Raw genomic sequence first — 25,148 nt, 5'->3', positions numbered from 1 at the left:
CATTGCGCCAGCGCCGGATCAACGCGCCAGGTCGGCGCAGCCCAGGCAATATTCGGCCGCCGGCAGCACGGCGAGGCGCGCCGGCTCTATGGGCTCGCCGCAACGCTGGCAATAGCCGTAGCTGCCGTCGGCCAGACGCAGCTTGGCCAGCCCCACACGGCGCAGCGCCGCCTCGGTCTCGGCGAGGATGGCCTCCAGGACCTCGTCGTTCTCCCGCTGCAGGGCCTGTTCGGCGAAGTCCGGCGAATGGCTGCGGGCCAGGTCTTCGCGGATGGCGTTGGCACGCGCGGTATATTCCACAATCAGGGCGTCGAGGGCGGCCCGAGGGTCGGTGGCGGTCATGCGGGAATCTCCCCTGTTCACCCCCTAAGTGTGGACGCTGTAACGCAGCCTGCATCCCGGCAGGGCAAACTTGCGCAAAAGCCGGCCCTGGCCTTGCTTGACACCCGCCCCGACCGTACCCAAAGCTCCGGCCAACGAACCTCTCGTGAAGAAGAGCTGCGCCCTTGAAACGGATTTTGCCGTACCTCGCCCTGTGCTCCTGGATCACCGCCCACGCCGCCCCCCAACTCCCCGCCGAACGCCTTGAGGCGCTGGCCGATGATCCCTACTGGATAGCCCTGGGCCACTACGAGACCGGCAAGCTGGGCGGCTGGCGCAGCTATGTGGATGATCCGGACTTCTTCCTCGCAGCGGACGGGGCGAACAACCCGGCGGCCGAACTGCGCGCCACGCTGGACGCTCTCTACGCCCCCGCCAGCCTCGGCGACCGGCACCCGCAGTGCACCTACCCCGCGCGGACCCGCTGGCTGCGCCAGCAACTGCAGCTGAACGACCTGCCGCAACCGGCCTGCAGCGAATTCCAGGCCTGGTACGCCGACGTCAACCCGCACAGCACGGTGCTGGTGTTCCCCGCCGCCTACCTGAACAGCCCGTCCTCCATGTTCGGCCACACCCTGCTGCGCATCGACCAGCCGGACATCCACGAGAACAACACGGTGATGCTCAGCTACGCGCTGAACTTCGGCGCCTTCATCGAGGGCTCGGACAACAGCATCCTCTATGCCTGGAAGGGCCTGATGGGCGGCTACCCCGGCCTCTTCGCCCTGGTGCCCTACCGCGAGAAGCTCAAGGAATACAGCCGCCTGGAGAACCGCGATCTCTGGGAATACCGCCTGAATCTCAGCCCCGCGGAGACCGGACGCATGGTGGAACACGTCTGGGAACTCAAGCAGATCCGCTTCGACTACTACTTCTTCGACGAGAACTGCTCCTACCGCCTGCTGGAACTGCTGGAGATCGCCCGCCCCGGCATCGAGCTCACCGAGCAGTTCCCCATCACCGCGATCCCCACCGACACCGTGCGCGCGGTCAAGCAGGCCGGGCTGGTGGAGTCCATCGACTACCGCCCTTCGCGGGAGAAGGAGCTGCTGGCCCGCGCCGAGCCCCTGGACGACGCCGAACAGCGATGGGTACTGCTTCTCACCGATGACGAGAAGCTGCTGGAGGCCCCGGACTTCCTCGCCCTGCCCGCCCCGCGCCGGGCCCTGGTCCAGGACGCCGCCTTCCGCCTGGTGCGTTACCGCACCACCGGCGAGGAACGCACCCGGGAAAACGCCACCCGCAGCTACAAGCTGCTGCAGGGCATCAACCGCAATCCGCCGCCGGAGCTCGAGGTGGAACGCCCCGACCTGCCCGAGGACGGCCACGAATCCCGCACCTGGCAACTGGGCCTGGGCAGCCGCGAGGACCGGGCCTTCGCCGAATACGGCCTGCGCATGGCCTACCACGACCTCAACGACAACCTGTCCGGTTTTCCCCTGGGCGCGCAGATCGAGATCCTCCAGCTCAAGCTGCGCCAGTACGAGGACAACCACTGGCAACTGCAACGTCTGGACCTGGCCACCATCCGCTCCCTGACCCCGCGCGGCGAACTGCTCAAGCCCTGGTCCTGGCAGGTGGCTGGCGGTCTCGAGCGGGTTCCCGGCGAAGACGGCGACGAACGCCTGGTCAGCCACCTGAACGGCGGCATCGGCGGTTCCTGGCAGCTGAACGACGAGACCCTGGGCTTCGCCCTGGTCACGGCCCGTGTCGAGCACAACCAGGACTTCGTGCCCTTCATCGCCAGCGCCGCCGGCTTCGACACCGGCCTGCTCTGGCACAACCCGCTGGGCAGCCTGAGCCTGGAAGCCTCCGGCGACTATTTCCACAACGGCGAAGTACGGCGCCGCCTGTCCCTCAACCAGCAGTGGGAAATCTCCCGCAACCTCGGCCTGCGACTCTCGGCGCAGCGCGAGTTCAGCCAGCTGACCGAGCCGGTGAACGAGGTGATGCTGGAGCTGAAGTGGTATCACTATTGATGGGTATCGCTTCGCTCCACCCATCCTACGGTCGATGCTCCGCCGGTAAGATGCGTGTCCGGCCTGCCCGAACGGGCCCAGAATAGTTATCCCCCCCATCAGTCAGGCAGCGCAGATGAAACCGAACAGCCCGCAATTGCTGGAAGTGGCCGGCGGCAAGCCCATCCACCTCTGGACCCAGGGTGTGCCGGTGGAAGAGGAAGCCCGCCAGCAACTGATCAACACGGCGAAGATGCCCTTCATCTTCAAGCACCTGGCAGTGATGCCCGACGTGCACCTGGGCAAGGGCTCGACCATCGGCAGCGTGATTCCCACCGTGGGCGCGATCATTCCGGCCGCCGTGGGCGTGGACATCGGCTGCGGCATGATCGCCGCCCTCACCTCCCTGCGCGCCGCCGACCTGCCGGACAACCTCCGCGGCCTGCGCAGCGCCATCGAACACGCAGTGCCCCACGGCAAGACCTTCGGCAGACGCGACCAGGGCGCCTGGGATGACGTGCCGGAGGCCGCCGACCAGGCCTGGCGCCCGCTGGCCGTACGCTTCAAGGCCATTACCGCCAAGTACCCCCGGCTGGAAAAGACCAACAACCGCCATCACCTCGGCACCCTGGGCACCGGCAACCACTTCATCGAGGTCTGCCTGGACGAGGCCGACCGCGTCTGGTTCATGCTCCACAGCGGCTCGCGCGGGGTGGGCAACGCCATCGGCACCCAGTTCATCGAACTGGCCCAGGCCGACATGCGCCAGCACCTGGCCAACCTGCCGGACCGGGACCTGGCCTACTTCGAAGAAGGCAGCAAGCACTTCGAGGACTACGTCGAGGCCGTGGGCTGGGCCCAGGATTTCGCCCGGCAGAACCGCGCCCTGATGATGCAGGCGGTGATCGCCGCAGCCCGCAAGGCCATCGGCAAACCCTTCGAGGCCAGCCTGGAGGCGGTGAACTGCCACCACAACTATGTGCAGAAGGAATGGCACTTCGGTCGCGAAGTGCTGGTGACGCGCAAGGGCGCGGTGTCGGCGCAGAAGGGCGAGCTCGGCATCATCCCCGGCTCCATGGGTGCCAAGAGCTTCATCGTCCGCGGGCTGGGCAACGAGGAGGCGTTCTGCTCCTGCAGCCACGGCGCCGGCCGCACCATGAGCCGGGGACGGGCGAAGAAGCTGTTCACCGTGGAAGACCAGGTGCGCGCCACCGCCCACGTGGAATGCCGCAAGGACAAGGACGTGATCGACGAGATCCCCATGGCCTACAAGGACATCGATGCGGTGATGGCCGCCCAGCGCGACCTGGTGGAAGTGGTGCACACCCTGCGCCAGGTGGTCTGCGTGAAAGGCTGAGTCAGCGCCGCGCACAAGGAACAGCATGAAACCGGACCTGATCCAGCTCGACGGCAACGAAGGCGGCGGGCAGCTCCTGCGCAGCGCCCTCGGCCTGTCGATGGTCAGCGGCCGGCCCTTCCACATCTACAGCATCAGGGGCCGACGCAGCCGTCCCGGATTGCTGCGCCAGCACCTGACCGCCGTGCGGGCCGCCGCCGAGGTCTGCGGGGCGCAGGTCGAGGGTGCGGAACTAGGTTCGGGGGAGCTGAGCTTCCGCCCCGGCACCATCCGCGTCGGCCACTACGCCTTCGCCATCGGCACTGCCGGTAGCTGTTCGCTGGTGTTGCAGACCCTGCTGCCGGCAGTGCTGATGGCCGGCGGCGACAGCCAGGTGCGGATCACCGGCGGCACCCACAACCCGCTGGCGCCACCGGTCGACTTCCTGCAGCACAGCTGGCTGCCGCTGCTGCGGCGGATGGGGGCGGAGGTCGAGCTGGAGTTGCTCCGGCACGGCTTCGCCCCGGCCGGCGGCGGCGAGATCCTCGCCCGGGTGCGGCCGGCGCACTGGCAACCGCTGCACCTGGAGCGCCCCGGCGCGATCCGCCAGCGGCGGGCACGCGCCCTGCTCGCCGGCCTGCCGATGCATATCGGCGAGCGCGAACTGGAACGGGTAAGGCGCCGCCTCGGCTGGCGCGAAGACGAACGCCAACTGGTTTTCCTCCCCCAGGACCAGGGGCCGGGCAATGTGCTGCAGCTGGAAATCGACTGCGAACAGGTCCGCGAGACCTTCACAGCCTTCGGCCAGCGCGGCATCAGCGCCGAGCGCGTGGCCGGCCAGGCGATCGCCCAGGCCGAGGCCTGGATGGAAAGCCACTGCGCGGTGAGCGAGCACCTGGCCGACCAGTTGCTGTTGCCCATGGCCCTGGCCGGCGCCGGCAGTTTCACCACGCCAAGCCTGAGCGACCACCTGCAGAGCAACCGGCAGGTGATCGAGCGCTTCCTTGCGGTGCGTATCCATAGCGAGGCGCTGGCCGGGAACGGCTATCGCGTCGTCATCGGAGCGCCTTGACGTTTCATCACGGGGAGGGCGGGAAGTGCAGAACCTGTAGGGGCGAATTCATTCGCCAAGCAGGCCGCAGGTCTGCCCTGCAAAGGCCAGGAGGGGCAGCTGCGCTGCCCTTGGCGAATGAATTCGCCCCTACAAGACCAGCGTCGCGCTTAGACCACGCCCTGCGCCAGCATGGCGTCGGCCACCTTGACGAAGCCGGCGATATTGGCGCCCTTGACGTAGTTCACCCGGCCCTTTTCCTCGCCGTAGTGCACGCAGGCATGGTGGATGTTCTGCATGATGCCGTGCAGGCGCTGGTCCACCTCGCCGGCGGTCCAGTGCAGGCGCATGGCGTTCTGGCTCATCTCCAGGCCGCTGGTGGCCACGCCGCCGGCGTTGGACGCCTTGCCCGGGGCGAAGAGAACGCCGGCCTCGATGAAGAGATCCACGGCTTCCAGGGTGGACGGCATGTTGGCGCCCTCGGCGACGCAGACACAGCCGTTGGCCAGCAGCGCGCGGGCATCCTCGGCATCCAGCTCGTTCTGGGTCGCGCAGGGCAGCGCGATGTCGCAGGGCAGCGTCCAAGGCCGCTGGCCGGGCAGGAAGCGCAGGTCCGGGCCGCTGAGCTCGCTGATGCGGCCACGGCGGACATTCTTCAGCTCCATCAGCTCTTCCCACTGTTCCAGGGTCAGGCCGGCCTCGGCGAAGAGGGTGCCCTCGGAGTCGGACAGGGAAATCACCTTGCCACCCAGCTCCATGACCTTCTGCGCCGCGTACTGGGCGACGTTGCCGGAGCCGGAGATGGCCACGCGCTGGCCGTCGAAGCCGCGGCCGATGCCCTTGAGCATCTCCTGGGCGAAGTAGACGCAACCGTAGCCGGTGGCTTCGGGGCGGATCAGGCTGCCGCCGTAGGCCAGGCCCTTGCCGGTGAAGACCGAGGTGAATTCGTTGGACAGGCGCTTGTACTGGCCGAAGAGGAAACCGATCTCGCGGGCGCCGACGCCGATGTCACCGGCCGGGACGTCCAGGTCGGCGCCGATGTGGCGGTACAGCTCGCTCATGAAGGACTGGCAGAAGCGCATGACTTCGGCGTCGCTCTTGCCCTTGGGGTCGAAGTCCGAACCACCCTTGCCGCCGCCCATGGGCAGCGAGGTCAGGGAGTTCTTGAATACCTGCTCGAAGGCGAGGAACTTCAGCACCCCGAGGTTCACCGAGGGATGGAAGCGCAAGCCGCCCTTGTACGGGCCGATGGCGCTGCTCATCTGCACCCGGAAACCACGGTTGACCCGGACCTGGCCCTTGTCGTCGACCCACGGCACCCGGAACAGCACGGCGCGCTCAGGCTCGACTATGCGTTCGATGATGCCGGCCTCGAGGTACTGAGGGTGGGCTTCCAGGAAGGGCCAAAGGCTGCGCAACACCTCTTCCACGGCCTGGTGGAACTCGGGCTGGTCGGGGTCGCGCTGCTTCAGGCGCTGCAGGAAAGCGTCGACGGATTGGGTCATGTCTCTCACCAATTTTTCTTTTGTGAACAATTTATGGCGCGAGACTCTACCAAGCCAGGCTGCACCTCGATAGGGCGAAATGACGCATTGATGAATCTTTTTGGTGCATTGGATATAAATCGACGCCCGGATCGGCGGATTCCTGCGCATACAGAGCACTATTCCATGACTTCCCGCCGACGGCCTTTCGCACCAATACATGGCGCATTGCGCACCACGAACGATCAACGGCTGCGCGGAACTCCCAGGGGGACCGGGCCTCGCAGGCTCGGCGCCAACCTGCCGGACTCAGGGCGCCGTTGATTCGCGCAGTACCTGCCGGGGGTTGATGCCCAAGCCGCTGCGCTTACCGCCCATCACCACCGAGCCTTGGTCGGGCAAGCCCTTCCAGACGTCCTCCGGCACGCAGACGCCCATCCCCTGGGCGGCATCGTCGAGTACCAGCTCCACCCGATACTCACAGCCCAGTCCGCCCTGCTCCTTGGCCAGCACCCGTGCGGCGAACTCGGCGTCCTCGCCCAGCCACTGCGTGTAGAGCGCTGCCACCGGCACCTGCAGGGCACCCCAGACCACCAGGGCCAGGAGCGAACCCAGGGTCAGGTGCAGCTGCCAGCGGGCGGCGTCGGTTTCCAGGCCGAACAGGGTGCCGAAGCGCTCGCGCCGGGCCAGCCAGGCGTAGAGCACGCCACCCAGCAGCAGGGCGCAGAAGACGGAACCGACCTTCCAGCCTGGCGACGGATAAAAGGAGAAGTACAGGCCGCAGACGCCGAACAGCGCCAGGGACGAGAGCCAGAACAGGTAGTGGTTGAATCCCTTCACGGAACCTCCTGAAACGAAAACGGAGCCCCAGGGCTCCGTTTTCGCGTAGCGCTTGCCCGAGGCTTACTGGGCCAGCTTCTTGTAACGCACGCGGTGCGGCTGGGACGCCGCCTCGCCGAGGCGCTTCTTGCGGTCCGCTTCGAACTCGGTGTAGTTGCCTTCGAAGAAGGTCACCTTGCCGTCGTCCTCGTAGGACAGGATGTGGGTGGCGATACGGTCCAGGAACCAGCGATCGTGGGAAATCACGATGGCGGCACCGGGGAAGTCCAGCAGCGCCTCTTCCAGGGCGCGGAGGGTTTCCACGTCCAGGTCGTTGGACGGTTCGTCGAGCAGCAGCACGTTGCCGCCCTGCTTCAGGGTCAGGGCCAGGTGCAGGCGGCCACGCTCACCACCGGAGAGGTCCTTGACGAACTTCTGCTGGTCGGCGCCCTTGAAGTTGAAGCGGCCGACATAGCCACGGGACGGCACCTCGTAGTTGCCGACCTTGATCATGTCGAAACCGTCGGAGACCTGCTCCCATACGGTCTTGTTGCCTTCCAGGCTGTCGCGGCTCTGGTCGACGCTGGCCAGTTGCACGGTTTCGCCGATGTCGATGCTGCCCGAGTCCGGCTGCTCCTTGCCCATGATCATGCGGAACAGGGTCGACTTGCCGGCGCCGTTGCCACCGATCACGCCGACGATGGCGCCCTTGGGCACGCTGAAGGACAGGTCATCGATCAGCACGCGGTCGCCATAGCCCTTGGTGACGTTGTTGAACTCGATGACCTTGTCGCCCAGGCGCGGACCGGCCGGGATGTAGATCTCGTTGGTCTCGCTGCGCTTCTGGAATTCCTGGGACTGCATTTCCTCGAAGCGTTGCAGACGGGCCTTGGACTTGGACTGGCGAGCCTTGGCACCCTGGCGCACCCACTCCAGTTCGGCCTTCATGGCCTTGGCGTGGGAAGCCTCCTGCTTGGCTTCCTGGGCCAGGCGGTTGGCCTTGGATTCCAGCCAGCCGGAGTAGTTGCCCTCGAAGGGGATGCCGTAGCCGCGGTCCAGTTCGAGGATCCAGCCGGCGACGTTGTCGAGGAAGTAACGGTCGTGGGTAATGGCCACCACGGTGCCGGGGAAGTCGTGGAGGAAGTGTTCCAGCCAGGCCACGGAGTCGGCGTCCAGGTGGTTGGTCGGTTCGTCCAGCAGCAGCATGTCGGGGGCCGACAGCAGCAGGCGGCACAGGGCCACGCGGCGCTTCTCGCCACCGGAGAGGTGTTCGATCTTCGCGTCCCACGGCGGCAGGCGCAGGGCATCGGCGGCGACTTCCAGCTGGCGCTCCAGGTTATGGCCGTCGGCGGCCTGGAGGATGGCTTCCAGCTTGGCCTGCTCGGCGGCCAGGGCGTCGAAGTCGGCGTCCGGCTCGGCATAGGCGGCGTAGACCTCATCGAGGCGGGCCTGGGCCTGCTTGATTTCGCCCACGGCCTCTTCGACGATGTCACGCACGTTCTTGGTCGGGTCGAGCTTGGGCTCCTGGGGCAGGTAGCCGACCTTGATCCCCGGCATCGGGCGGGCTTCACCGTCGATCTCGGTATCCACGCCGGCCATGATGCGCAGCAGGGTCGACTTGCCCGCGCCGTTCAGGCCGAGCACGCCGATCTTGGCGCCCGGGAAGAAGGAGAGGGAAATGTCCTTGAGAATCTCACGCTTCGGCGGCACGACCTTGCCGACCCGGTGCATGGTGTAGACGTATTGAGCCATGACAGACCTTGGTGCTGTGACGAATGTTGGATAAGGCGGGGAGCGACGGATTGGGAACAGGCGCTCCCGCGCGCGTGCGGCAAAGCTACCGGAATGCGCCGGGGAGGGCAAACGACAGTCGTCGGCGGTGCTGGCACTTTGCATGCCTTCAAGGCATGCTAGCCAGTCCGCGGGCCCCGGGGTCCGGGACGCCCCGTCAGCTGCCAGTCGAGCAGTAGCAGCAGGAACGCATCCGTGCCAGCCAGCCCACTCCCTCCCGCCCAGCGCGAGCCAGGACAGCCTCTGCCCGGCGCCCCCGCGCGCCGCTCGGCCAAAGGCCTGTTGATGGGGCTGGTGCTGCTGATGCTGGCCCTGCTGCTCTGGCAGCTGCATCAGGAATACCGCCAGCTCCAGGGCGGCGCGCGGGATCGCAACTACACCCTGACCCGCGAACTGGCCAGCCACCTCGAGCTGGTCATGCAGATGAAGGCGGACGCGGTGCTCGCCCTGCTCCGCCAGCAGGCGGTCGATGCCCGGCTGGAAGACCAGCGCCTGGCGGCCCTGGACCTGGTGCGCCCCCTGCTGCCGGCGGTGCGCAGCCTGGCCTGGCTCAACCCCAATGGCGGGCTGCTGGCCGACACCCGGGCCGGCAGCGACGATGCGCTGTTCCTCGCCAGCCTGGTCCAGCGCAGCGAAGGCGAGGCCTACCACTACGCGTTCAGGCCCCATGGCCGCGGCGAGGTCTACCTGGTCGTGCGCCAGTCGCCCTTGCCCGAACCCAGCGGTTACTGGGCCCTGCGCCTGGACGCCGAAACCATCCGCGCCTGGCTGCTGAAACACGAAGACCGCGACTACCGCTGGCTGCTGGAAGACCGCGTCCTCCAGCGCGTGCTGGCCAGGAGCAGCAAGGCCGACCAGCCGGGCCCCCTCATCATGCCGGTGACCGCCGAGCAGGAGGCGCAGACCATACTCGTCGAAGAGCTCGCCCACAGCGACTGGCGGGTCCGTGCCCTGCACGACGAGCGCCAGGTGCGGGCCAGCCTGCTGCCCGAGCTGCTCAGCAAGCTGCTGCTGTTCCTCATCAGCGCCAGCCTGGCCTTGATCGCCCTTTATTACCTGCAACGCGAGCAACGTGGGTTGCGCGAACTCCACGATGCCTCGCGGCGCTCCCTGCGCCAGGCCGCCAGCGCCCTCGGGGTGATCGAGGAGCGGGTCCTGGCGACTCAGGTGGACGGCCGCCTGAGCTACCTCAACCCCCAGGCCGAAGCCATGTTCGGCATCAGCGCCGATCGCGCCCAGGATTACCACCTGCTGGCCTTGCTGCCCGGCCTGGACCCCCTGCTGCTCAATGCTCCCGGCCTCGACCACGACCTGGGCTCGGACCTGGTGCAGTTCCAGCGCGGCGGCGAGCAGCGCCTGCTGGCCGTCACCCGCAACGATCTCAACGATGGCGCCCAGTTGCTCGGCTACGTCTGGGTGCTGCGCGACGTCACCGAGGAACAGCGCGCCCTGCGCGTGCTGCAGGAAACCCGCCGACGCTACCAGGACATCTTCGAAGGCAGCGGCATCGCCCTCTGCGTCCTCGACCTCGCCGAACTGCGCAAGTACCTGATCCAGGAGGGGGCTCGCGACAAGGAAAGCCTGTCCGCCTGGATCAGGGCCAATCCGCATCGCCACCCCGAGCTGCTGCGCCTGTTGCGCATCACCGAGGTCAACCAGGTGGCCATGCGCCTGCTGGACGTCGGCAGCAGCGAGGACGCCTGGCGGCAGCTGATCGGCGCCCGTCCGCTGCAGGAAGGCGGCATCCGCTTCCAGCTGATGGCGGCGCTGCTGGGCGGCAGCAGGCACCTGGAGATGGAAAGCCGGATAGTCACTGCCCAGGGCCGGGAACGGCACATCTGGCTGGTGCTGCACCTGCCGGACCTGATCCAGGACCTGGAAGCCGTCACCCTCAGCATCAACGACATCACCAGCCGCAAGCAGGTGGAGCTGTCGCTGCTCGAGCGCGAACGCTTCTGGTCCGACGTGGTGCTGGCGGTGCCCGACACCCTCTACGTGCACGACATCATCGGCAAGCGGGTGATGCTCACCAACAACCGCCTCGGCCAGCAGCTGGGCTACAGCCGCCGGGACATCTACCGGATGGGCGAACGCTTCTGGGAAGAAGTGCTGCACCCGGACGACACCGAGCAATACTGGCGCGTGCGCAGCCTGCAGCAGGTGGTGGGCGACGGCCTGCTGCTGCAGTGCCAGTTGCGCTGGCGGCACAAGGACGGCAGCTGGCACTGGTTCGACATCCGCGAGCAGGCCCTGGCCCGCGACGCGAAGGGCCGGGTGAGCCGCCTGATCGGCGTCGCCAAGGACATCACCGAACAGATCGAAGCCGCCGAATCCATGCGCGAGAGCGAGCGCCGCTACCGCATGCTGGCGGAAAGCATCAGTGACGTGATCTTCACCACCGACAGCGAACTGCGGCTCAACTACGTCAGCCCATCGATACTGCCGGTGCTGGGCTACAGCGTCGACTGGACCATCGCCAACGGCTTCAACAGCATGGCCGCCGACCCGCGGCAGATGGTCGCCCTGTACGAGCAGCTGGAGCAGATCCACAGCGCCCTGGGCAATCCGCAGCGCCTGGCGGACCTGCGCAGCCAGATGCCCGCGCGCCTGTTCCTCTTCGACTGCATGCGCGCCGACGGCCAGAAGATCCCGGTGGAACTGCGCACCATGCTGATGTGGGACGAATACGGACGCTTCGAGGGCATGCTCGGCGTCGGTCGCGACATCAGCCAGCAACGCCGCGCCGAAAAGGACATGCGCATGGCGGCGACGGTATTCGAGCACTCGACCTCGGCCATCCTGGTCACCGACCCGGCCGGCTATATCGTGCAGGTCAACGAAGCCTTCTGCCGCATCACCGGGCTCAAGGCCAGCGAGGTGCTGGACCAGCTGCCGTCCATGCTCACCGCCGACCGCCAGCAGGCCAACCAGCTCACCTACATCATCGGCCAGCTCAACCAGCGCGGCAGCTGGGAGGGCGAGATCTGGCTCAAGCGCCGGGCGGGCGAGAACTACCCGGCCTGGGTCGGCATCACCGCGGTGCACGATGAGGACGGCGACCTGGTCAGCTACGTCTGCTTCTTCAGCGACATCAGCGAGCGCAAGGCCAGCGAGCAGCGCATCCACCGCCTGGCGTACTACGACGGCCTGACCCACCTGCCCAACCGCACCCTGTTCCAGGACCGCCTGCACACCGCCCTGCAATACGCCGAGCGGCACCAGGAATGGGTGGTGCTGATGTTCCTCGACCTCGACCGCTTCAAGCCGATCAACGACTCCCTCGGCCATGCCGCGGGAGATCGCATGCTCAAGGATGTGGCGGTGCGCCTGGCCGCCTGCGTCGATGAGGATGACACCGTGGCGCGCATGGGCGGCGACGAATTCACCCTGCTGCTGCAGCCATGCGCAACCCGCGAGGGCGCGCTGAATCGCGCCATCCACGTCGCCGAACAGATCCTCGGCAGCCTGGCCCGCCCCTTCGTCCTCGAAGGCCGCGAGTTCTTCGTCACCGCCAGCATCGGCATCGCCCTCTCGCCCCAGGATGGCCGCGAGCTCAGCCAGTTGATGAAGAACGCCGACACCGCCATGTACCACGCCAAGGAACGCGGCAAGAACAATTTCCAGTTCTACCAGGCGGACATGAACGCCCGCGCCCTGGAGCGCCTGGAACTGGAAAGCGACCTGCGCCACGCCCTGGAACAGGGCGAATTCCTGCTCTACTACCAGCCGCAGTTCTCCGGCGACGGCAAGCGCCTGACCGGGGTCGAGGCCCTGCTGCGCTGGCGCCATCCGAAACGCGGCCTGGTGCCGCCGGGCGACTTCATTCCGGTCCTGGAAGAGCTCGGCCTGGTGGTGCAGGTGGGCGACTGGGTGCTGAGCGAAGCCTGCCGCCAGCTCAAGGCCTGGCACCAGGCGAAGATGCGCCTGCCGAAGATCTCGGTGAACATCTCCGCCCGCCAGTTCGCCGACGGCCAGCTGGCCGAGCGCATCGCCGCCATCATCGAGGAAAGCGGCCTGCCGCCGGCCTGCCTCGAGCTGGAGCTGACCGAGAGCATCCTGATGCGCGACGTGGCCGAGGCCATGGCCATCCTGGAGAACCTCAAGCGCCTGGGCCTGTGCATTGCGGTGGACGATTTCGGCACCGGCTACTCCTCGCTCAACTACCTCAAGCAGTTCCCCATCGACGTACTCAAGATCGACCGCAGCTTCGTCGATGGCCTGCCCGACGGCGAACGCGACGCGCAGATCGCCCGCGCCATCATCGCCATGGCCCACAGCCTGAACCTGGCGGTGATCGCCGAAGGCGTGGAAACCCACGCCCAGCTGGGGTTCCTGCGTGAGCACGGCTGCGACGAGGTGCAGGGCTACCTGTTCGGCCACCCGGTGCCGGCGGCCCAGTTCGAGCGCCTGTTCGGCGCCAGCGCCGACCTCATCCTCAGTTGAGGGCTGAAGGCTGAAGGCTGGACGAGTCATGCCTCATGCGCCCTATCGTCCAGCCTCCAGCGCTCTTGTCGGCTTTTTTATCTTGAAGTCCATTCGTCAATCCCATGACCGACCTTCATATGCCAGCCGGCGACCGATCAGGTAGAATGCGCGCCTTTCCCCTGCACCGTTCCCTAAGAGGACCGCCATGTTCAGCCGTGATTTGACCCTCGCCCGCTACGATGCCGACCTGTTCGCCGCCATGGAGCAAGAAGCCCAGCGCCAGGAAGAGCACATCGAGCTCATCGCCTCCGAGAACTACACCAGCCCGGCGGTGATGGAAGCCCAGGGCTCCGTGCTGACCAACAAGTACGCCGAAGGCTACCCGCACAAGCGCTACTACGGTGGTTGCGAGTACGTCGACATCGTCGAGCAACTGGCCATCGACCGCGCCAAGGAACTGTTCGGCGCCGACTACGCCAACGTCCAGCCCCATGCCGGTTCCCAGGCCAACGCCGCGGTCTACCTGGCCCTGCTCAATGCCGGTGACACCATCCTCGGCATGAGCCTGGCCCACGGCGGCCACCTGACCCACGGCGCCAGCGTCAGCTCCTCCGGCAAGCTGTACAACGCCGTGCAGTACGGCATCGACGCCAACGGCCTGATCGACTACGACGAGGTCGAGCGCCTGGCCGTGGAACACAAGCCGAAGATGATCGTCGCCGGCTTCTCCGCCTACTCCCAGGTCCTGGACTTCCCGCGCTTCCGCGCCATCGCCGACAAGGTAGGCGCCTACCTGTTCGTCGACATGGCCCACGTCGCCGGCCTGGTCGCCGCCGGCGTCTACCCGAACCCGGTGCCCTTCGCCGACGTGGTCACCACCACCACCCACAAGACCCTGCGTGGTCCCCGTGGCGGCCTGATCCTCGCGCGCAAGAACGAAGAGATCGAGAAGAAGCTGAACTCCGCCGTATTCCCCGGCGCCCAGGGCGGCCCGCTGGAGCACGTGATCGCGGCCAAGGCCGTGTGCTTCAAGGAAGCCCTGCAGCCCGAGTTCAAGATCTACCAGCAGCAGGTCCTGAAGAACGCCCAGACCATGGCCCAGGTCTTCATCGACCGCGGCTTCGACGTGGTTTCCGGCGGCACCCGGAACCACCTGTTCCTGCTCAGCCTGATCAAGCAGGACATCACCGGTAAGGACGCCGACGCCGCCCTCGGCCGCGCCTTCATCACCGTGAACAAGAACTCGGTACCGAACGACCCGCGTTCCCCCTTCGTCACCTCCGGCCTGCGCATCGGTACCCCCGCAGTCACCACCCGTGGTTTCAAGGAAGCCGAGTGCCGTGAACTGGCCGGCTGGATCTGCGACATCCTGGAGAACATGGGCGACGAGTCCGTGATCGACGCGGTTCGCGAGAAGGTCAAGGCCATCTGCGCCAAGCTGCCGGTCTACGGCAAGTAAGCGACAGACGCGCAACGAAGGAGCCCGGCGGATGCCGGGCTTTTTCATTGGGGCCCGCGCCGATGGGTATCGCTTCGCTTGCGGAACGCCGCCCGGCCCATCCACGCAAGCCGGGTAGGGTGAAAATCCACGTGGTGGATTTCCACCATCGGAGGGGGCCGGGAACTTCGCAGGCGAACGCCTGCACGCACCGATGGACCGGTGAAGCGTGGTCCACCCTACATGGGATCGGGCACCCGGTCCGTCCCGCGAGCAACAAAAAAGCGCCACGACAAGGCGTGGCGCTTCGGTTTCGGGCAGCGCAGCTCAGCAACAACGCACCGGCCGCCCCTTGCCACCGCCATAGCGAGCCTCCTGCCGCTCGCGGAAGAACTCCTCATAGGTCATCACCGGCTTGTCCGGGTGCCTGCTGCGCATGTGCTCGACGTAGTTGTCGTAGTCGGGCATGCCCACCAGCATGCGGGCAGCCTGGCCCAGGTACTTACCCATGCGGCTGAGGTCGTTGAACATGGGCTACCTCCTCAGGAATCCGGAATCGGCTGGAAGGGCGATTCCTTGTCGGTGCGCTCCGGTTTCATCCAGGCATTGCGCCCCACCTTGATGGCGTAGAACAGGATGCTCAGCACCACGAAGAGGAACAGCGCCGTCAGAGCCGCGTTGGTGTAGGCGTTGAAGATCACGTTCTGCATCTGCCCGATGTCCTTGGCCGGCGCCAGGACCTGTCCGGCGGCCAGGGCGTCGCTGTACTTCTTGGCCAGGGCCAGGAAGCCGACGGCCGGGTTCGGGTCGATCAGCTTGATAACCCCCGCGGTGGTGGTGCAGATCAGCAGCCAGGTGGCCGGCACCAGGGTGACCCAGACGTAGCGCTGGCGCTTCATCTTGATCAGCACCACGCAGCCCAGCATCAGGGCGATACCGGCCAGCATCTGGTTGGAGATGCCGAACAGCGGCCAGAGGGTGTTGATACCGCCCAGCGGATCGATCACGCCCTGGTACAGCAGCCAGCCCCACATGGCGACGCAGCCGGCGGTGGCGACCACGTTGGCGAACCAGGATTCGGTGTTGCTGAGGGCCGGGACGAACTCGCCCAGGAGGTCCTGCAGCATGAAGCGGCCGGCACGGGTACCGGCATCCACCGCGGTGAGGATGAACAACGCCTCGAAGAGGATCGCGAAGTGGTACCAGAAGGCCATGGTGTTCTCGCCCGGCAGCACCTGGTGGAGGATCTGCGCGATGCCCACGGCCAGTGTGGGCGCGCCGCCGGCGCGGGCGAGGATGGTGTGTTCGCCGATGTCCCTGGCGGTGGCTTCCAGCACCTCGGGGGTGATGGTGAAGCCCCAGCTGCTGACCGTCGCGGCCACGCTGGCGACATCCGCCCCCACCACCGCCGGCGGGCTGTTCATGGCGAAGTACACGCCCGGTTCGATCACCGAGGCGGCGACCATGGCCATGATGGCGACGAAGGATTCCATCAGCATGCCGCCGTAGCCGATGTAGCGGGCGTGGGACTCACTGGCCAGCATCTTGGGCGTGGTGCCCGAAGAAATCAGCGCGTGGAAGCCGGACACGGCACCGCAGGCGATGGTGATGAACAGGAAGGGGAACAGGGCGCCCTTCCACACCGGGCCGGTGCCGTCGACGAACTGGGTCAGGGCCGGCATCTTCAGCTCCGGCATGGTGATCAGGATGCCGATGGCCAGAGCGACTATGGTGCCGATCTTGAGGAAGGTCGACAGGTAGTCCCGCGGGGCGAGGATCAGCCACACCGGCAGCACCGCGGCGACGAAGCCGTAGCCGATCAGCATCCAGGTGATCTGCACGCCATTGAAGGTAAAGGCCGGGCCCCAGACCGGGTCGGCGGCCACCTGTCCACCGAGCCAGATGGAGGCCAGTAGCAAGGCCACGCCCACCACCGATATCTCGCCGATGCGGCCCGGGCGGATGTAGCGCATGTAGATGCCCATGAGCATGGCGATGGGGATGGTCGCCATCACGGTGAACATGCCCCAGGGGCTTTCCGCCAGGGCCTTCACCACGATCAGCGAAAGCACCGCGAGGATGATGATCATGATCAGGAAGGCGCCGAACAGCGCGATGGTGCCCGCCACCTGGCCCATTTCCTCGCGCACCAGTTCGCCCAGGGAGCGGCCGTTGCGCCGGCTGGAAATGAACAGCACCATGAAGTCCTGCACCGCGCCGGCCAGGACCACGCCGGCGATCAGCCAGAGGGTGCCGGGCAGGTAACCCATCTGCGCGGCGAGCACCGGCCCCACCAACGGGCCGGCGCCGGCGATGGCGGCGAAGTGGTGACCGAAGAGCACGTGCTTGTTGGTCGGGACGTAGTCCAGGCCGTCGTTGTGGATGACCGCCGGCGTGGCGCGGGTGGGATCCAGCTGCATCACCCGGGTCGCGATGAACAGGCTGTAGTAGCGATAGGCGACCAGGTAGAGGGCAACGGCCGCCACCACGATCCACAGGGCGTTGATCGCTTCGCCGCGGCGTAATGCGACGACGCCGAGCGCACAGGCGCCGGCCACGGCCAGCACTGCCCAGGGCAGGTGGCGCAGGACGCTGTTGTTATTGCTCATAGGACACTCCGAATGAATGAACAAACAAGCTTGCACAAGCTTAGTCGTTCCACCGCCAAGGGGTATCGGACCCGGGTCTGCAACGGCCCTTTCAGTGACCGGGGGCTAGAAAAAAGCCGGGCGTGGCCCGGCTTTCTTATTCGTTGAGGCGCTTAGCTCGGTTGCTTGGCATAGCGGGCCAGCTGCTGGTCGCGGCTCATCACGTCCAGGGTCGCGGCGAGCACCTGCTCCCCGGTCACGTCCGGGGCGGAGAAGATGGTGGAGAAGTTGGCCTGGGTGACCTGGGCGAAATGGGCGCGGTCGCCCTGCTCGATGCCCAGCAGGGTGGCGTAGGCATCCAGCGCCTCGCCCTTGCCCTGGGCCATGTCCTCGGCGATGTTGTCCAGCATGCCGTTCATGGCCAGCCAGGAACGGCCGCCGTAGCCGATGCGCACGCTGGAATCGCAGCCGTTGGTCCCGGAAGTCAGGCCGAAGGTGGCGTTGCCGGAGGTGCCGTTGGTGGTGGTCGCCAGCAGGTGGGGAGCCAGCCCGCGCTGGCCTTCGAACAGCATGTTGCCCCAGCCGCAGCCTTTGCCGCCGGCCTCCTCGGCCTGCGCCGCCAGGCTGGCCACACCCAGCAGCCCGACGATCAACCCCTTGCTAAGCAGTCGCTTATCCATTATTTGCGCTCCGAATGGATTTATAGAAAAACCGCCTAAGCAGCTTTGGCGACGGTTGGACAACTGTCAAACCTGTCTGGATGCGCGCTTGCCGGCGCAAACGAATGCAGATGTAATTCGCCGCAATCCGGGTCAACTGCCCCAAGGAGCCGCCCCCAGGGCGCGCCGAATCCATGCCCGCCTCCAGCCGCCGCGCCGTCCTCGCCCTGCTCCTGCTCTTCGCCGCTGGCTGCCGGCCGGAAGCGCCGCCCGCGCTCGACCAGCAGTTGTACATCTGGCAACGGCAATGGCAGCCCGCCCATGCCGAGGCCCTGGCGGCCAGCCACGCCGACTTTTCCACCCTGCGCGTGCTCGCCGCCCAGGATCACCCCCGCGCCGGCTGGTCCCGCATCCGGGTAGACAGCGAACTGCTCAAGGCCGACGGCCGCCCACTGGTCGCCGTGGTACGCCTGGATGGCCAGCTTCCGGAACTGGACCTGCAACGCGCCCGCACGGAGATCCTCGCCCTGGTCAGGCACTGGCGCGCCCTGGGACTGGCCATGCAAGGCCTGGAGATCGATCACGATTGCGCCAGCGCGCGCCTGGCGGGCTATGCCGACTTCCTCGGCGAACTGCGCCGGGAACTGCCCGCCGACTTGCGGCTCAGCATCACTGCCCTGCCCGCCTGGCTCGACAGCCCTGCCCTGCCCGACCTGCTGCGCCAGGTGGACAGCAGCGTGCTGCAGGTCCACGCGATCGCAGCCCCGCAGCACGGGCTGTTCGACCCGGACAAGGCGCTGTCCTGGGCGCGCCGCTGGAACGCACTCGGCGACCGGCCCTTCCAGCTCGCCCTGCCCGCCTATGGCATCGCCCTGGTCAATCGCCGAATAGAAAGCGAAAGCCCCCTGGCCATCGCCGGTGCGCGCCGCGAGCTGCAGGCCGATCCGCAACAACTGGCCGAACTGCTCGCCGCACTGCGCCAGGACCGTCCCGAGCACCTCACCGGCCTCATCTGGTTCCGCCTGCCCCTTGCCGGCGACCGCCGTGCCTGGCCCCTCGCCACCCTCAAGGCGGTGGCCCGGGGCGAGGCCCTGTTTGCCGATATCCAACCGCGCATCCGCCAGCAAGGGCCGCTCCACGAACTGGCCCTGGCCAACCTGGGCACTATCGGCGGGCCGTTGCCGGAGCGGATCGAGCTGCCGGCCCGGGGCTGCGAAGCCGCCGATGCCCTGGCCGGCTACGGCCTGCAGCGCAACGCCGACAGCCTGGTGTTCACCCGCCGTGCGGACGGCCAATTGCCCGCCGGCCAGCAGCGTGCCCTGGGTTGGGCGCGCTGCCAGAACCTCGATCAAGGAGGATCCCGTGTCTACCCCTGAACGCCGCCATTGCCTGGCACTCGCCATCGCCTTCTGCCTGCCGGTGCTCGGCGCCCAGGCCTGCGGCCCGGAATTTCCCCTCAGCCTGCTGGACGACCGCGCCCAGACCCTCGCCGAGCTGCCCGAGGGCAACTTCGCCTTCGAAGTCGCGCGCCTCGGCAAACCCGCGCCGGGCATCGGCCAGTCGGGCGACGCCACCCTGGTGGCGTACTGGGACGGCAGCAGCGAACAGTACTTCCAGCAACGCGATGAAATCGAACGGCAGGAGCTGGGCGATGCCCTCTACCAGCAGGTCAAGCGCCTGCGCAGGCTGACCGACGCCCGCCAGGTTGAGGACCAGGGTCTGGACCTGCCCGCCGAACTGCGCCTCTACACCGCCGGCGCCGTGGCCTTCGGCCAAGCCGATTACGTCCTGGCCAGCGACTACTTCCGCCGCGTGCTGCAACTGCCGCCGGAGCAGCGCCGCCTGCGCAGTACCTGGGCCGCCTACTCCCTGGGCCGCGCCCAGGCAGGCCTCAGCCGCCCCGAAGGCGTGCCCGCCGAGGAAACCCAGCGCAACGAGGACGATCAGCGGCTGTTCATCCAGGAAGCCTCTGGGGCCGCCACGGAAGCCTTCCGGCAGGCCCGCCAGCTCGTCGCCCAGGGCTATGCCGACCCGCTGGAGCTGGGTATCGCCAGCCTCGGCGAAGAAGCGCGGCTGGCCTACCAGGCCGGCGACTGGGCCACGGCCATCCGCCTCTATGCCAGCCAGAGCGCCCATCACTCCGCCACCGGCTACAGCTCCCTGCGTCAGCTGTCCGGCGAGCTGGCACGCCTGCCGGACACGCAGCTGATCCCCCTGCTCGCCATACCGGAAGTCCAGCAATTGCTCACCGCCCAGTTGCTCAGCCGCATCGGCTGGTACAACGAGCAGCGCCCGAACGCTGAGCAGCACCTGGCCGACCTGCTGCTGGACAACACGGCGGCCGACCTCGCCAACGCCGATCGCCTGGCAGCACTGAGCTATCAATACGGCCGCTACGACAATGCCGCGCGCTTCCTCGACAAGGCCGGCGACAGCGGCCTGGCCTGGTGGCTGCGGGCCAAGCTGGCATTGCGCCGCGGCGACGCCACCCGCGCCACCGAGGCCTACGCCAAGGCCGCCCGGGCCTTCCCCGCGGACGAGGACTGGGGCTACCGGCGCACCGCCGACTGGGACTACGAAACCCTGAAGCCGCATTGCCGGGTGAACGGCGAGAACGCCATCCTCTCCCTGCAGCGCGGCGACTACCTGGACGCCTTCGACCTGCTCTTCCGCAGCGGCGACATCTATTGGTGGGACGCGGCCACCGTCGCCGAGCGGGTTCTCACCCTCGAGGAACTCAAGGGCTACGTGGATGCCAAGGTGCCTGCCACCAAGGCGCAGGCCGAAGACGAGCGCGAGCGCTACGAGCCGCGCCCGCCCGCCGCGCGATTGCGCGACCTGCTGGCCCGCCGCCTGCTGCGCGAAGGCCGGTACGCCGAGGCATTGCCCTACTTCGACAGCGATGAGTTGCGCGAGGCCGCCCGCCGCTACGGCCAGGCCCGGATCGATGCGGAGAACCGCTGGACCGCCACCGGCCGCGCCGAGGCGCTTTACCAGGCGGCGGTGATCGCACGGGAACAGGGTATGGAATTGCTGGGCTACGAAATGTCGCCGGACTTCCAGACGCTCGGCGGCTCCTTCGCCCTGCGTCAGGTCGGCCCGCAGGAAGCCGAGGGGCTGCTGAGTGCCGATGAGGCCAGGCGACAGAACGCCAGCCTCGCCCGCCCCAACACCCGCTATCACTACCGCTGGGTCGCCGCCGAACTGGCCGGCCGCGCCGCCGACCAGTTGCCCCACAGCAGCCAGGCCTTCGCCGCCGTGCTGTGCAGGGCCAGCGGCTGGCTGCTCTACCGCGACCTGGAGGGCGCGCGCGCCTATTACCGTCGCTATGTGGAGGAAGGCCCCCATGTGCCCTGGGCGGCCAATTTCGGCCAGAACTGCGAAGCGCCGGACTTCGACGCCGCCGGCAAGCGCGTCTGGGAAGAACGTGGGCAATGGCTGCGCACCAGCCTGCGCCCCTACAAATACCTGGCGGCCGGAGCCGGCGCGCTGGTCCTCGGCCTCGCGATCTGGTTGCTCAGGCGCCGCCGGGGCGCCTGAACGGGCCCGCCAGCCTTGTCTATAGTGGTTGAAATTTCGCAGGAGCATGGACATGAGTGAAACCGCCAACGAACGTCGGCGCTTCCACCGCATCAATTTCGACGCCGCCACCGAAGTCGCCCAGGGCGACCAGTGCTGGGCGGTGGAACTGCACGATGTTTCCCTCAAGGGCCTGCTGGTGATCCGTCCTGCGGGTTGGGCGGGAGACCCGGCCCGTCCCTTCAATGCCTGCATCAGGCTCAGCGACGAGATCCAGGTGCGCATGGAAGTGGACCTGGCCCGTGCCGAGGGCAATCAGCTCGGCTTCATCTGCCGCCATATCGACCTCGACTCCATCAGCCACCTGCGCCGGCTGGTCGAGCTCAACCTGGGGGACGAAACCCTGCTGGAGCGGGACCTGACGGCGTTGGGGGAGCAATAGATTCAAGCCCCTGGGCCCGCCCTCTCCCCAACCCTCTCCCGCAAGCGGGAGAGGGGGCCGTAAGTGCAGCCCACCATCGGTGTCCTGCAACGCCTCGCCGGTGGATAGAAAAGCGCTATCCACCCTACACGGCTGATTTGGACAGACCGTAGGCCCCGTAGGATGGGTAGAGCGGAGCGAAACCCATGCTGTGGGAGCGAATTCGTTCGCGAGTCCCTACTCGAACAACGCATCCAGCGCCTGCTCCAGGCGGGTCACAGCCACTACCTCCAGACCGGGCGGGGCCTCCTTGGGGGCATTGCCCTTGGGCACTATGGCGCGCTTGAAGCCGTGCTTGGCGGCTTCCTTCAGGCGCTCCTGGCCGCTGGGCACCGGACGCACCTCGCCGGACAGGCCGACCTCGCCGAACACCAGCACATCGTGGGCCAGCGGGCGATTGCGCAGGCTGGAAATGATCGCGGCGATCAGCGCCAGGTCCGAGGCGGTTTCCAGCACCTTGACCCCGCCCACCACGTTGAGGAACACGTCCTGGTCGTAGGTGGGGATGCCGCCGTGGCGGTGCAGCACCGCCAGCAGCATGGCCAGGCGGTTCTGGTCCAGGCCCAGGGTGACGCGGCGGGGGTTGGCCAGGTGGCTGGTGTCCACCAGCGCCTGCACTTCCACCAGCATGGGCCGCGAGCCTTCCCAGGTGGCCATCACCACGCTGCCGGGCACGGACTCCTGGGCACGGGTGAGGAAGATCGCCGAGGGGTTGGAGACTTCCTTCAGGCCCTTGTCGGTCATGCCGAACACGCCCAGTTCGTTGACCGCGCCGAAGCGGTTCTTCACCGCCCGCAGCAAGCGCAGGCGGCCGTCGGACTCGCCCTCGAAATAGAGCACCGTGTCCACCATGTGCTCCAGCACGCGGGGCCCCGCCAGGGCGCCCTCCTTGGTCACATGGCCGACCAGGAAGATCGCCGTGCCGCTCTGCTTGGCGAAGCGCACCAGCAGGGCCGCGCTCTCGCGCACCTGGGCGACGCCGCCAGGGGCGGACTGCAGTTGTTCGGTGAAGATGGTCTGGATGGAGTCGATCACCATCACCTTGGGCTGCTCGACACGGGCGGTGGCGATGATGCTCTCGATGCAGGTCTCGGTCATCACCTTGAGCCTGTCTTCCGGCAGCCCCAGGCGGCGGGCGCGCATGGCCACCTGCTGCTGGGATTCCTCACCGGTGACATAGAGCGCGGGGAAGCGCGTGGCGATGTTGCAGAGGGTCTGCAGGAGGATGGTGGACTTGCCGATGCCGGGGTCGCCGCCGATCAGCACCACCGAGCCGTCCACCAGGCCACCGCCGAGTACGCGGTCGAGTTCGGTGGAGGCGGTGGAGAAACGCGGCATTTCCTCGACGCTGACTTCGGCCAGCGTCTTGATCTGCGCCTGCTGGCCGGCCCAGCCGCCGCGTCCGCCGGACGAGGCAGCGGCGCCCTCCAGCACAGTTTCCACCAGGGTGTTCCAGGCCCCGCAGTCGGCGCACTGGCCGGCCCATTTGGGGAAGGTGGCGCCGCACTCGGTGCAGCCATACATGCGCTTGGCCTTGGCCATCGGCGGACTCCGTCGAAAAAACGAAAGCCCGCATGATAGCGGATCAGCCCCCGCAACCGCCCCCACAGTTGCAGCACTGACCGCTGGCGCGCCGGCGTTGGCGCTCCAGGTCCTGGCGCAAAGCGTCAAGGCGCATGTTCAATGCAGCCAGGCTCGAACCGTCCAGCGGCTCGCTGCCTTCTTCGACGCGCGCAACACGGCGTTGCAGCAGGTCGTACTGCTGCTGCAGGCGCTCGAGGCGCTCGATGGCTTCCCGGCGCTCAGGCAGGGACGGCGACGCGGACGCAAGCTCCGCGCCGGGCGACTGGATGGTGGCAGGCATGGGACGGTCTCCGGCTATAGGATGCCCCAGCCTATCCGGTCACCTCCCGGGCCCCGTTGACACCGGTCAATTCCCGGCTCAGCCCTTGGCTTGCTTGAGCATTCGGGCGATTTCGTCCTTGAGGGCGACCCTCTGCACCTTCCAGTCGTGCAAGGTGTTGTCGTCGAGGGCCTGGTTGCCGTCCTCGACTTCGTAGATACGCGAATCCAGATCCTGGTACTCCCCCGCCAACCGGGCAAAGTGCGCGTCGCTCTGCAGCAGCGCACGCATGGTGTCCTTGAACTCCGGGAATTCACGGTTGAGCGGGTGATGTTCTAATGGCATGGCAGCGACCCTCCTCTTGCAGCCTCACTCTCAGGCTAGACCAGGCCCCGGCGCCGGGAAACGCCGCCTGACGGAAACCCGGCCCGGGCTTGGCACTTTCCATGCACGCCCCTAGCATGTGCACCCGCACAAGGAGGTGGCCAGCGCTGGCGGCCTCTGATCGCTGAATTACACTTCAGCCTTAAAACCAGAACCTCAGGGAGTGAAACATGAGCCTGCTCAGTGAATTCAAAGCTTTCGCCGTCAAGGGCAACGTGGTCGACATGGCCGTGGGCATCATCATCGGCGCAGCCTTCGGCAAGATCGTCTCGTCCTTCGTGGGCGATGTGATCATGCCACCCATTGGCCTGCTGATCGGCGGGGTGGATTTCTCCGACCTGGCCATCACCCTCAAGGCCGCCGAAGGCGAAATCCCCGCAGTCGTCCTGGCCTACGGCAAGTTCATTCAGACAGTGCTCGATTTCGTGATCATCGCCTTCGCCATTTTCATGGGGATCAAGGCGATCAACCGGCTCAAGCGCGAAGAGGCCGCGGCTCCCGAAGCTCCGCCGGCACCGACCAAGGAGCAGGAGCTGCTGACCGAGATCCGCGACCTGTTGAAGGCGCAGCAGAACAAGTAGTCCTGAAAGAAACGACAACGGCGCCTGATTGGCGCCGTTGTTCCTTGTAGGGGCGAATTCATTCGCCAAGGGTTGCGAAGCGGCCCCCCGGGTCCATGCAGGGCGGACCTGCGGCCTGCTTGGCGAATTCATTGACTATGTCTGCATTAGCTGTTGCAGGACCGAATAGAAGCCTCTAGTACGGGGCTTTCAGGTCTCCGCACCAGTCTGACACCTCCCTCTCCCCCGGCCCCCGCCCTGCGCCCCTGCCTGATCGCTTCGCGCTCAGGCGTTCATCGGCACCGGAAGCGGTGCTTCCGAAAGCGTGCCTCTTCACCCCGGAGGGAGAGGGGTGACTCGCGCCTGACAGGGCACAGCAATCCTGAAGCCGATACCGGTCTGAAACTGAGCACCAAAGGTGGGGCGGCGCC

General features: G+C 67.0%; 19 protein-coding genes. 9 read left to right on the top strand and 10 right to left on the bottom strand.

Going from position 1 to position 25,148, the window contains the following annotated elements:
• Positions 1-18 precede the first annotated feature (18 nt).
• Positions 19-342, bottom strand: coding sequence for a TraR/DksA family transcriptional regulator (locus ACFPU0_RS20405; protein ID WP_377695096.1), 324 nt, complete (start codon positions 340-342; stop codon positions 19-21).
• 164 nt (positions 343-506) lie between these two features.
• On the opposite strand from ACFPU0_RS20405, the gene ACFPU0_RS20400 reads away from it, so the two are divergent.
• From ACFPU0_RS20400 to rtcA, 3 genes are all read left to right on the top strand, one after another.
• Entirely contained in the window at positions 507-2,360 is a 1,854-nt protein-coding gene (locus ACFPU0_RS20400; protein ID WP_377695095.1) for a DUF4105 domain-containing protein, read from the top strand.
• Between the two features lie 115 nt (positions 2,361-2,475).
• Positions 2,476-3,696: an RtcB family protein gene (locus tag ACFPU0_RS20395; protein WP_377695094.1), complete on the top strand. Its 1,221-nt coding sequence runs from the start codon at positions 2,476-2,478 to the stop codon at positions 3,694-3,696.
• 25 nt (positions 3,697-3,721) lie between these two features.
• Complete coding sequence (rtcA, locus tag ACFPU0_RS20390) at positions 3,722-4,747, top strand: RNA 3'-terminal phosphate cyclase (protein ID WP_377695093.1); 1,026 nt, start codon at positions 3,722-3,724, stop codon at positions 4,745-4,747.
• A gap of 149 nt (positions 4,748-4,896) precedes the next feature.
• On the opposite strand, the gene gdhA is transcribed toward rtcA, so the two are convergent.
• From gdhA to ettA, 3 genes are all read right to left on the bottom strand, one after another.
• Entirely contained in the window at positions 4,897-6,231 is a 1,335-nt protein-coding gene (gene gdhA / locus ACFPU0_RS20385) for an NADP-specific glutamate dehydrogenase (protein ID WP_377695092.1), read from the bottom strand.
• 288 nt (positions 6,232-6,519) lie between these two features.
• Complete coding sequence (locus tag ACFPU0_RS20380; protein ID WP_377695091.1) at positions 6,520-7,050, bottom strand: hypothetical protein; 531 nt, start codon at positions 7,048-7,050, stop codon at positions 6,520-6,522.
• A 63-nt stretch (positions 7,051-7,113) separates the two neighbouring features.
• Complete coding sequence (ettA, locus tag ACFPU0_RS20375; protein ID WP_377695090.1) at positions 7,114-8,781, bottom strand: energy-dependent translational throttle protein EttA; 1,668 nt, start codon at positions 8,779-8,781, stop codon at positions 7,114-7,116.
• A gap of 234 nt (positions 8,782-9,015) precedes the next feature.
• Here ettA and ACFPU0_RS20370 point away from each other — a divergent pair, with 234 nt between their 5' ends.
• Together ACFPU0_RS20370 and glyA are read left to right on the top strand one after the other, a co-directional pair.
• Positions 9,016-13,263: an EAL domain-containing protein gene (locus tag ACFPU0_RS20370; protein WP_377695089.1), complete on the top strand. Its 4,248-nt coding sequence runs from the start codon at positions 9,016-9,018 to the stop codon at positions 13,261-13,263.
• A 187-nt stretch (positions 13,264-13,450) separates the two neighbouring features.
• Positions 13,451-14,704: a serine hydroxymethyltransferase gene (gene glyA, locus ACFPU0_RS20365; RefSeq protein WP_377695088.1), complete on the top strand. Its 1,254-nt coding sequence runs from the start codon at positions 13,451-13,453 to the stop codon at positions 14,702-14,704.
• A gap of 306 nt (positions 14,705-15,010) precedes the next feature.
• On the opposite strand, the gene ACFPU0_RS20360 is transcribed toward glyA, so the two are convergent.
• The 3 genes from ACFPU0_RS20360 to ACFPU0_RS20350 form a co-directional block, all read right to left on the bottom strand.
• Complete coding sequence (locus ACFPU0_RS20360) at positions 15,011-15,214, bottom strand: YbdD/YjiX family protein (RefSeq protein ID WP_377695087.1); 204 nt, start codon at positions 15,212-15,214, stop codon at positions 15,011-15,013.
• Between the two features lie 11 nt (positions 15,215-15,225).
• A complete protein-coding gene (locus ACFPU0_RS20355; RefSeq protein ID WP_377695086.1) occupies positions 15,226-17,292 on the bottom strand; it encodes a carbon starvation CstA family protein in 2,067 nt (688 codons plus the stop codon).
• Positions 17,293-17,444: 152 nt separating this feature from the next.
• Complete coding sequence (locus tag ACFPU0_RS20350) at positions 17,445-17,951, bottom strand: DUF3015 domain-containing protein (RefSeq protein ID WP_377695085.1); 507 nt, start codon at positions 17,949-17,951, stop codon at positions 17,445-17,447.
• A gap of 173 nt (positions 17,952-18,124) precedes the next feature.
• On the opposite strand from ACFPU0_RS20350, the gene ACFPU0_RS20345 reads away from it, so the two are divergent.
• Genes ACFPU0_RS20345 through ACFPU0_RS20335 form a run of 3 tightly spaced genes read left to right on the top strand, consistent with a single transcriptional unit; the run spans position 18,125 to position 21,891 of the window.
• The gene (locus tag ACFPU0_RS20345; protein WP_377695084.1) at positions 18,125-19,306 is read left to right on the top strand and encodes a DUF3142 domain-containing protein; all 1,182 of its coding nucleotides are present in this window, start codon (positions 18,125-18,127) and stop codon (positions 19,304-19,306) included.
• Positions 19,293-21,470: a hypothetical protein gene (locus ACFPU0_RS20340; RefSeq protein WP_377695083.1), complete on the top strand. Its 2,178-nt coding sequence runs from the start codon at positions 19,293-19,295 to the stop codon at positions 21,468-21,470. Before ACFPU0_RS20345 ends, ACFPU0_RS20340 begins: the two co-directional genes overlap by 14 nt.
• Positions 21,471-21,522: 52 nt before the next feature.
• Complete coding sequence (locus ACFPU0_RS20335) at positions 21,523-21,891, top strand: PilZ domain-containing protein (RefSeq protein WP_377695082.1); 369 nt, start codon at positions 21,523-21,525, stop codon at positions 21,889-21,891.
• 216 nt (positions 21,892-22,107) lie between these two features.
• Here the strand turns inward: ACFPU0_RS20335 and radA are convergent, their stop codons facing one another.
• The 3 genes from radA to ACFPU0_RS20320 all read right to left on the bottom strand — a co-directional run bounded on the left by radA (position 22,108) and on the right by ACFPU0_RS20320 (position 24,118).
• Positions 22,108-23,472 carry a DNA repair protein RadA gene (radA, locus tag ACFPU0_RS20330; RefSeq protein ID WP_377695081.1) on the bottom strand — a complete coding sequence of 455 codons (1,365 nt, stop codon included), beginning with the start codon at positions 23,470-23,472 and terminating at the stop codon, positions 22,108-22,110.
• Positions 23,473-23,515: 43 nt separating this feature from the next.
• Positions 23,516-23,794, bottom strand: coding sequence for a hypothetical protein (locus ACFPU0_RS20325; RefSeq protein WP_377695080.1), 279 nt, complete (start codon positions 23,792-23,794; stop codon positions 23,516-23,518).
• Positions 23,795-23,872: 78 nt separating this feature from the next.
• Complete coding sequence (locus ACFPU0_RS20320) at positions 23,873-24,118, bottom strand: YdcH family protein (RefSeq protein ID WP_377695079.1); 246 nt, start codon at positions 24,116-24,118, stop codon at positions 23,873-23,875.
• Positions 24,119-24,327: 209 nt separating this feature from the next.
• On the opposite strand from ACFPU0_RS20320, the gene mscL reads away from it, so the two are divergent.
• Positions 24,328-24,738, top strand: a complete 411-nt coding sequence (gene mscL, locus ACFPU0_RS20315) for a large-conductance mechanosensitive channel protein MscL (protein ID WP_377695078.1) — start codon at positions 24,328-24,330, stop codon at positions 24,736-24,738.
• Positions 24,739-25,148 lie beyond the last annotated feature (410 nt).

The sequence above is a fragment of the Pseudomonas sp. GCM10022186 genome, from assembly GCF_042656385.1.
GTDB lineage: Bacteria > Pseudomonadota > Gammaproteobacteria > Pseudomonadales > Pseudomonadaceae > Metapseudomonas.
This window is presented reverse-complemented; position numbering and strand designations above follow the sequence as displayed.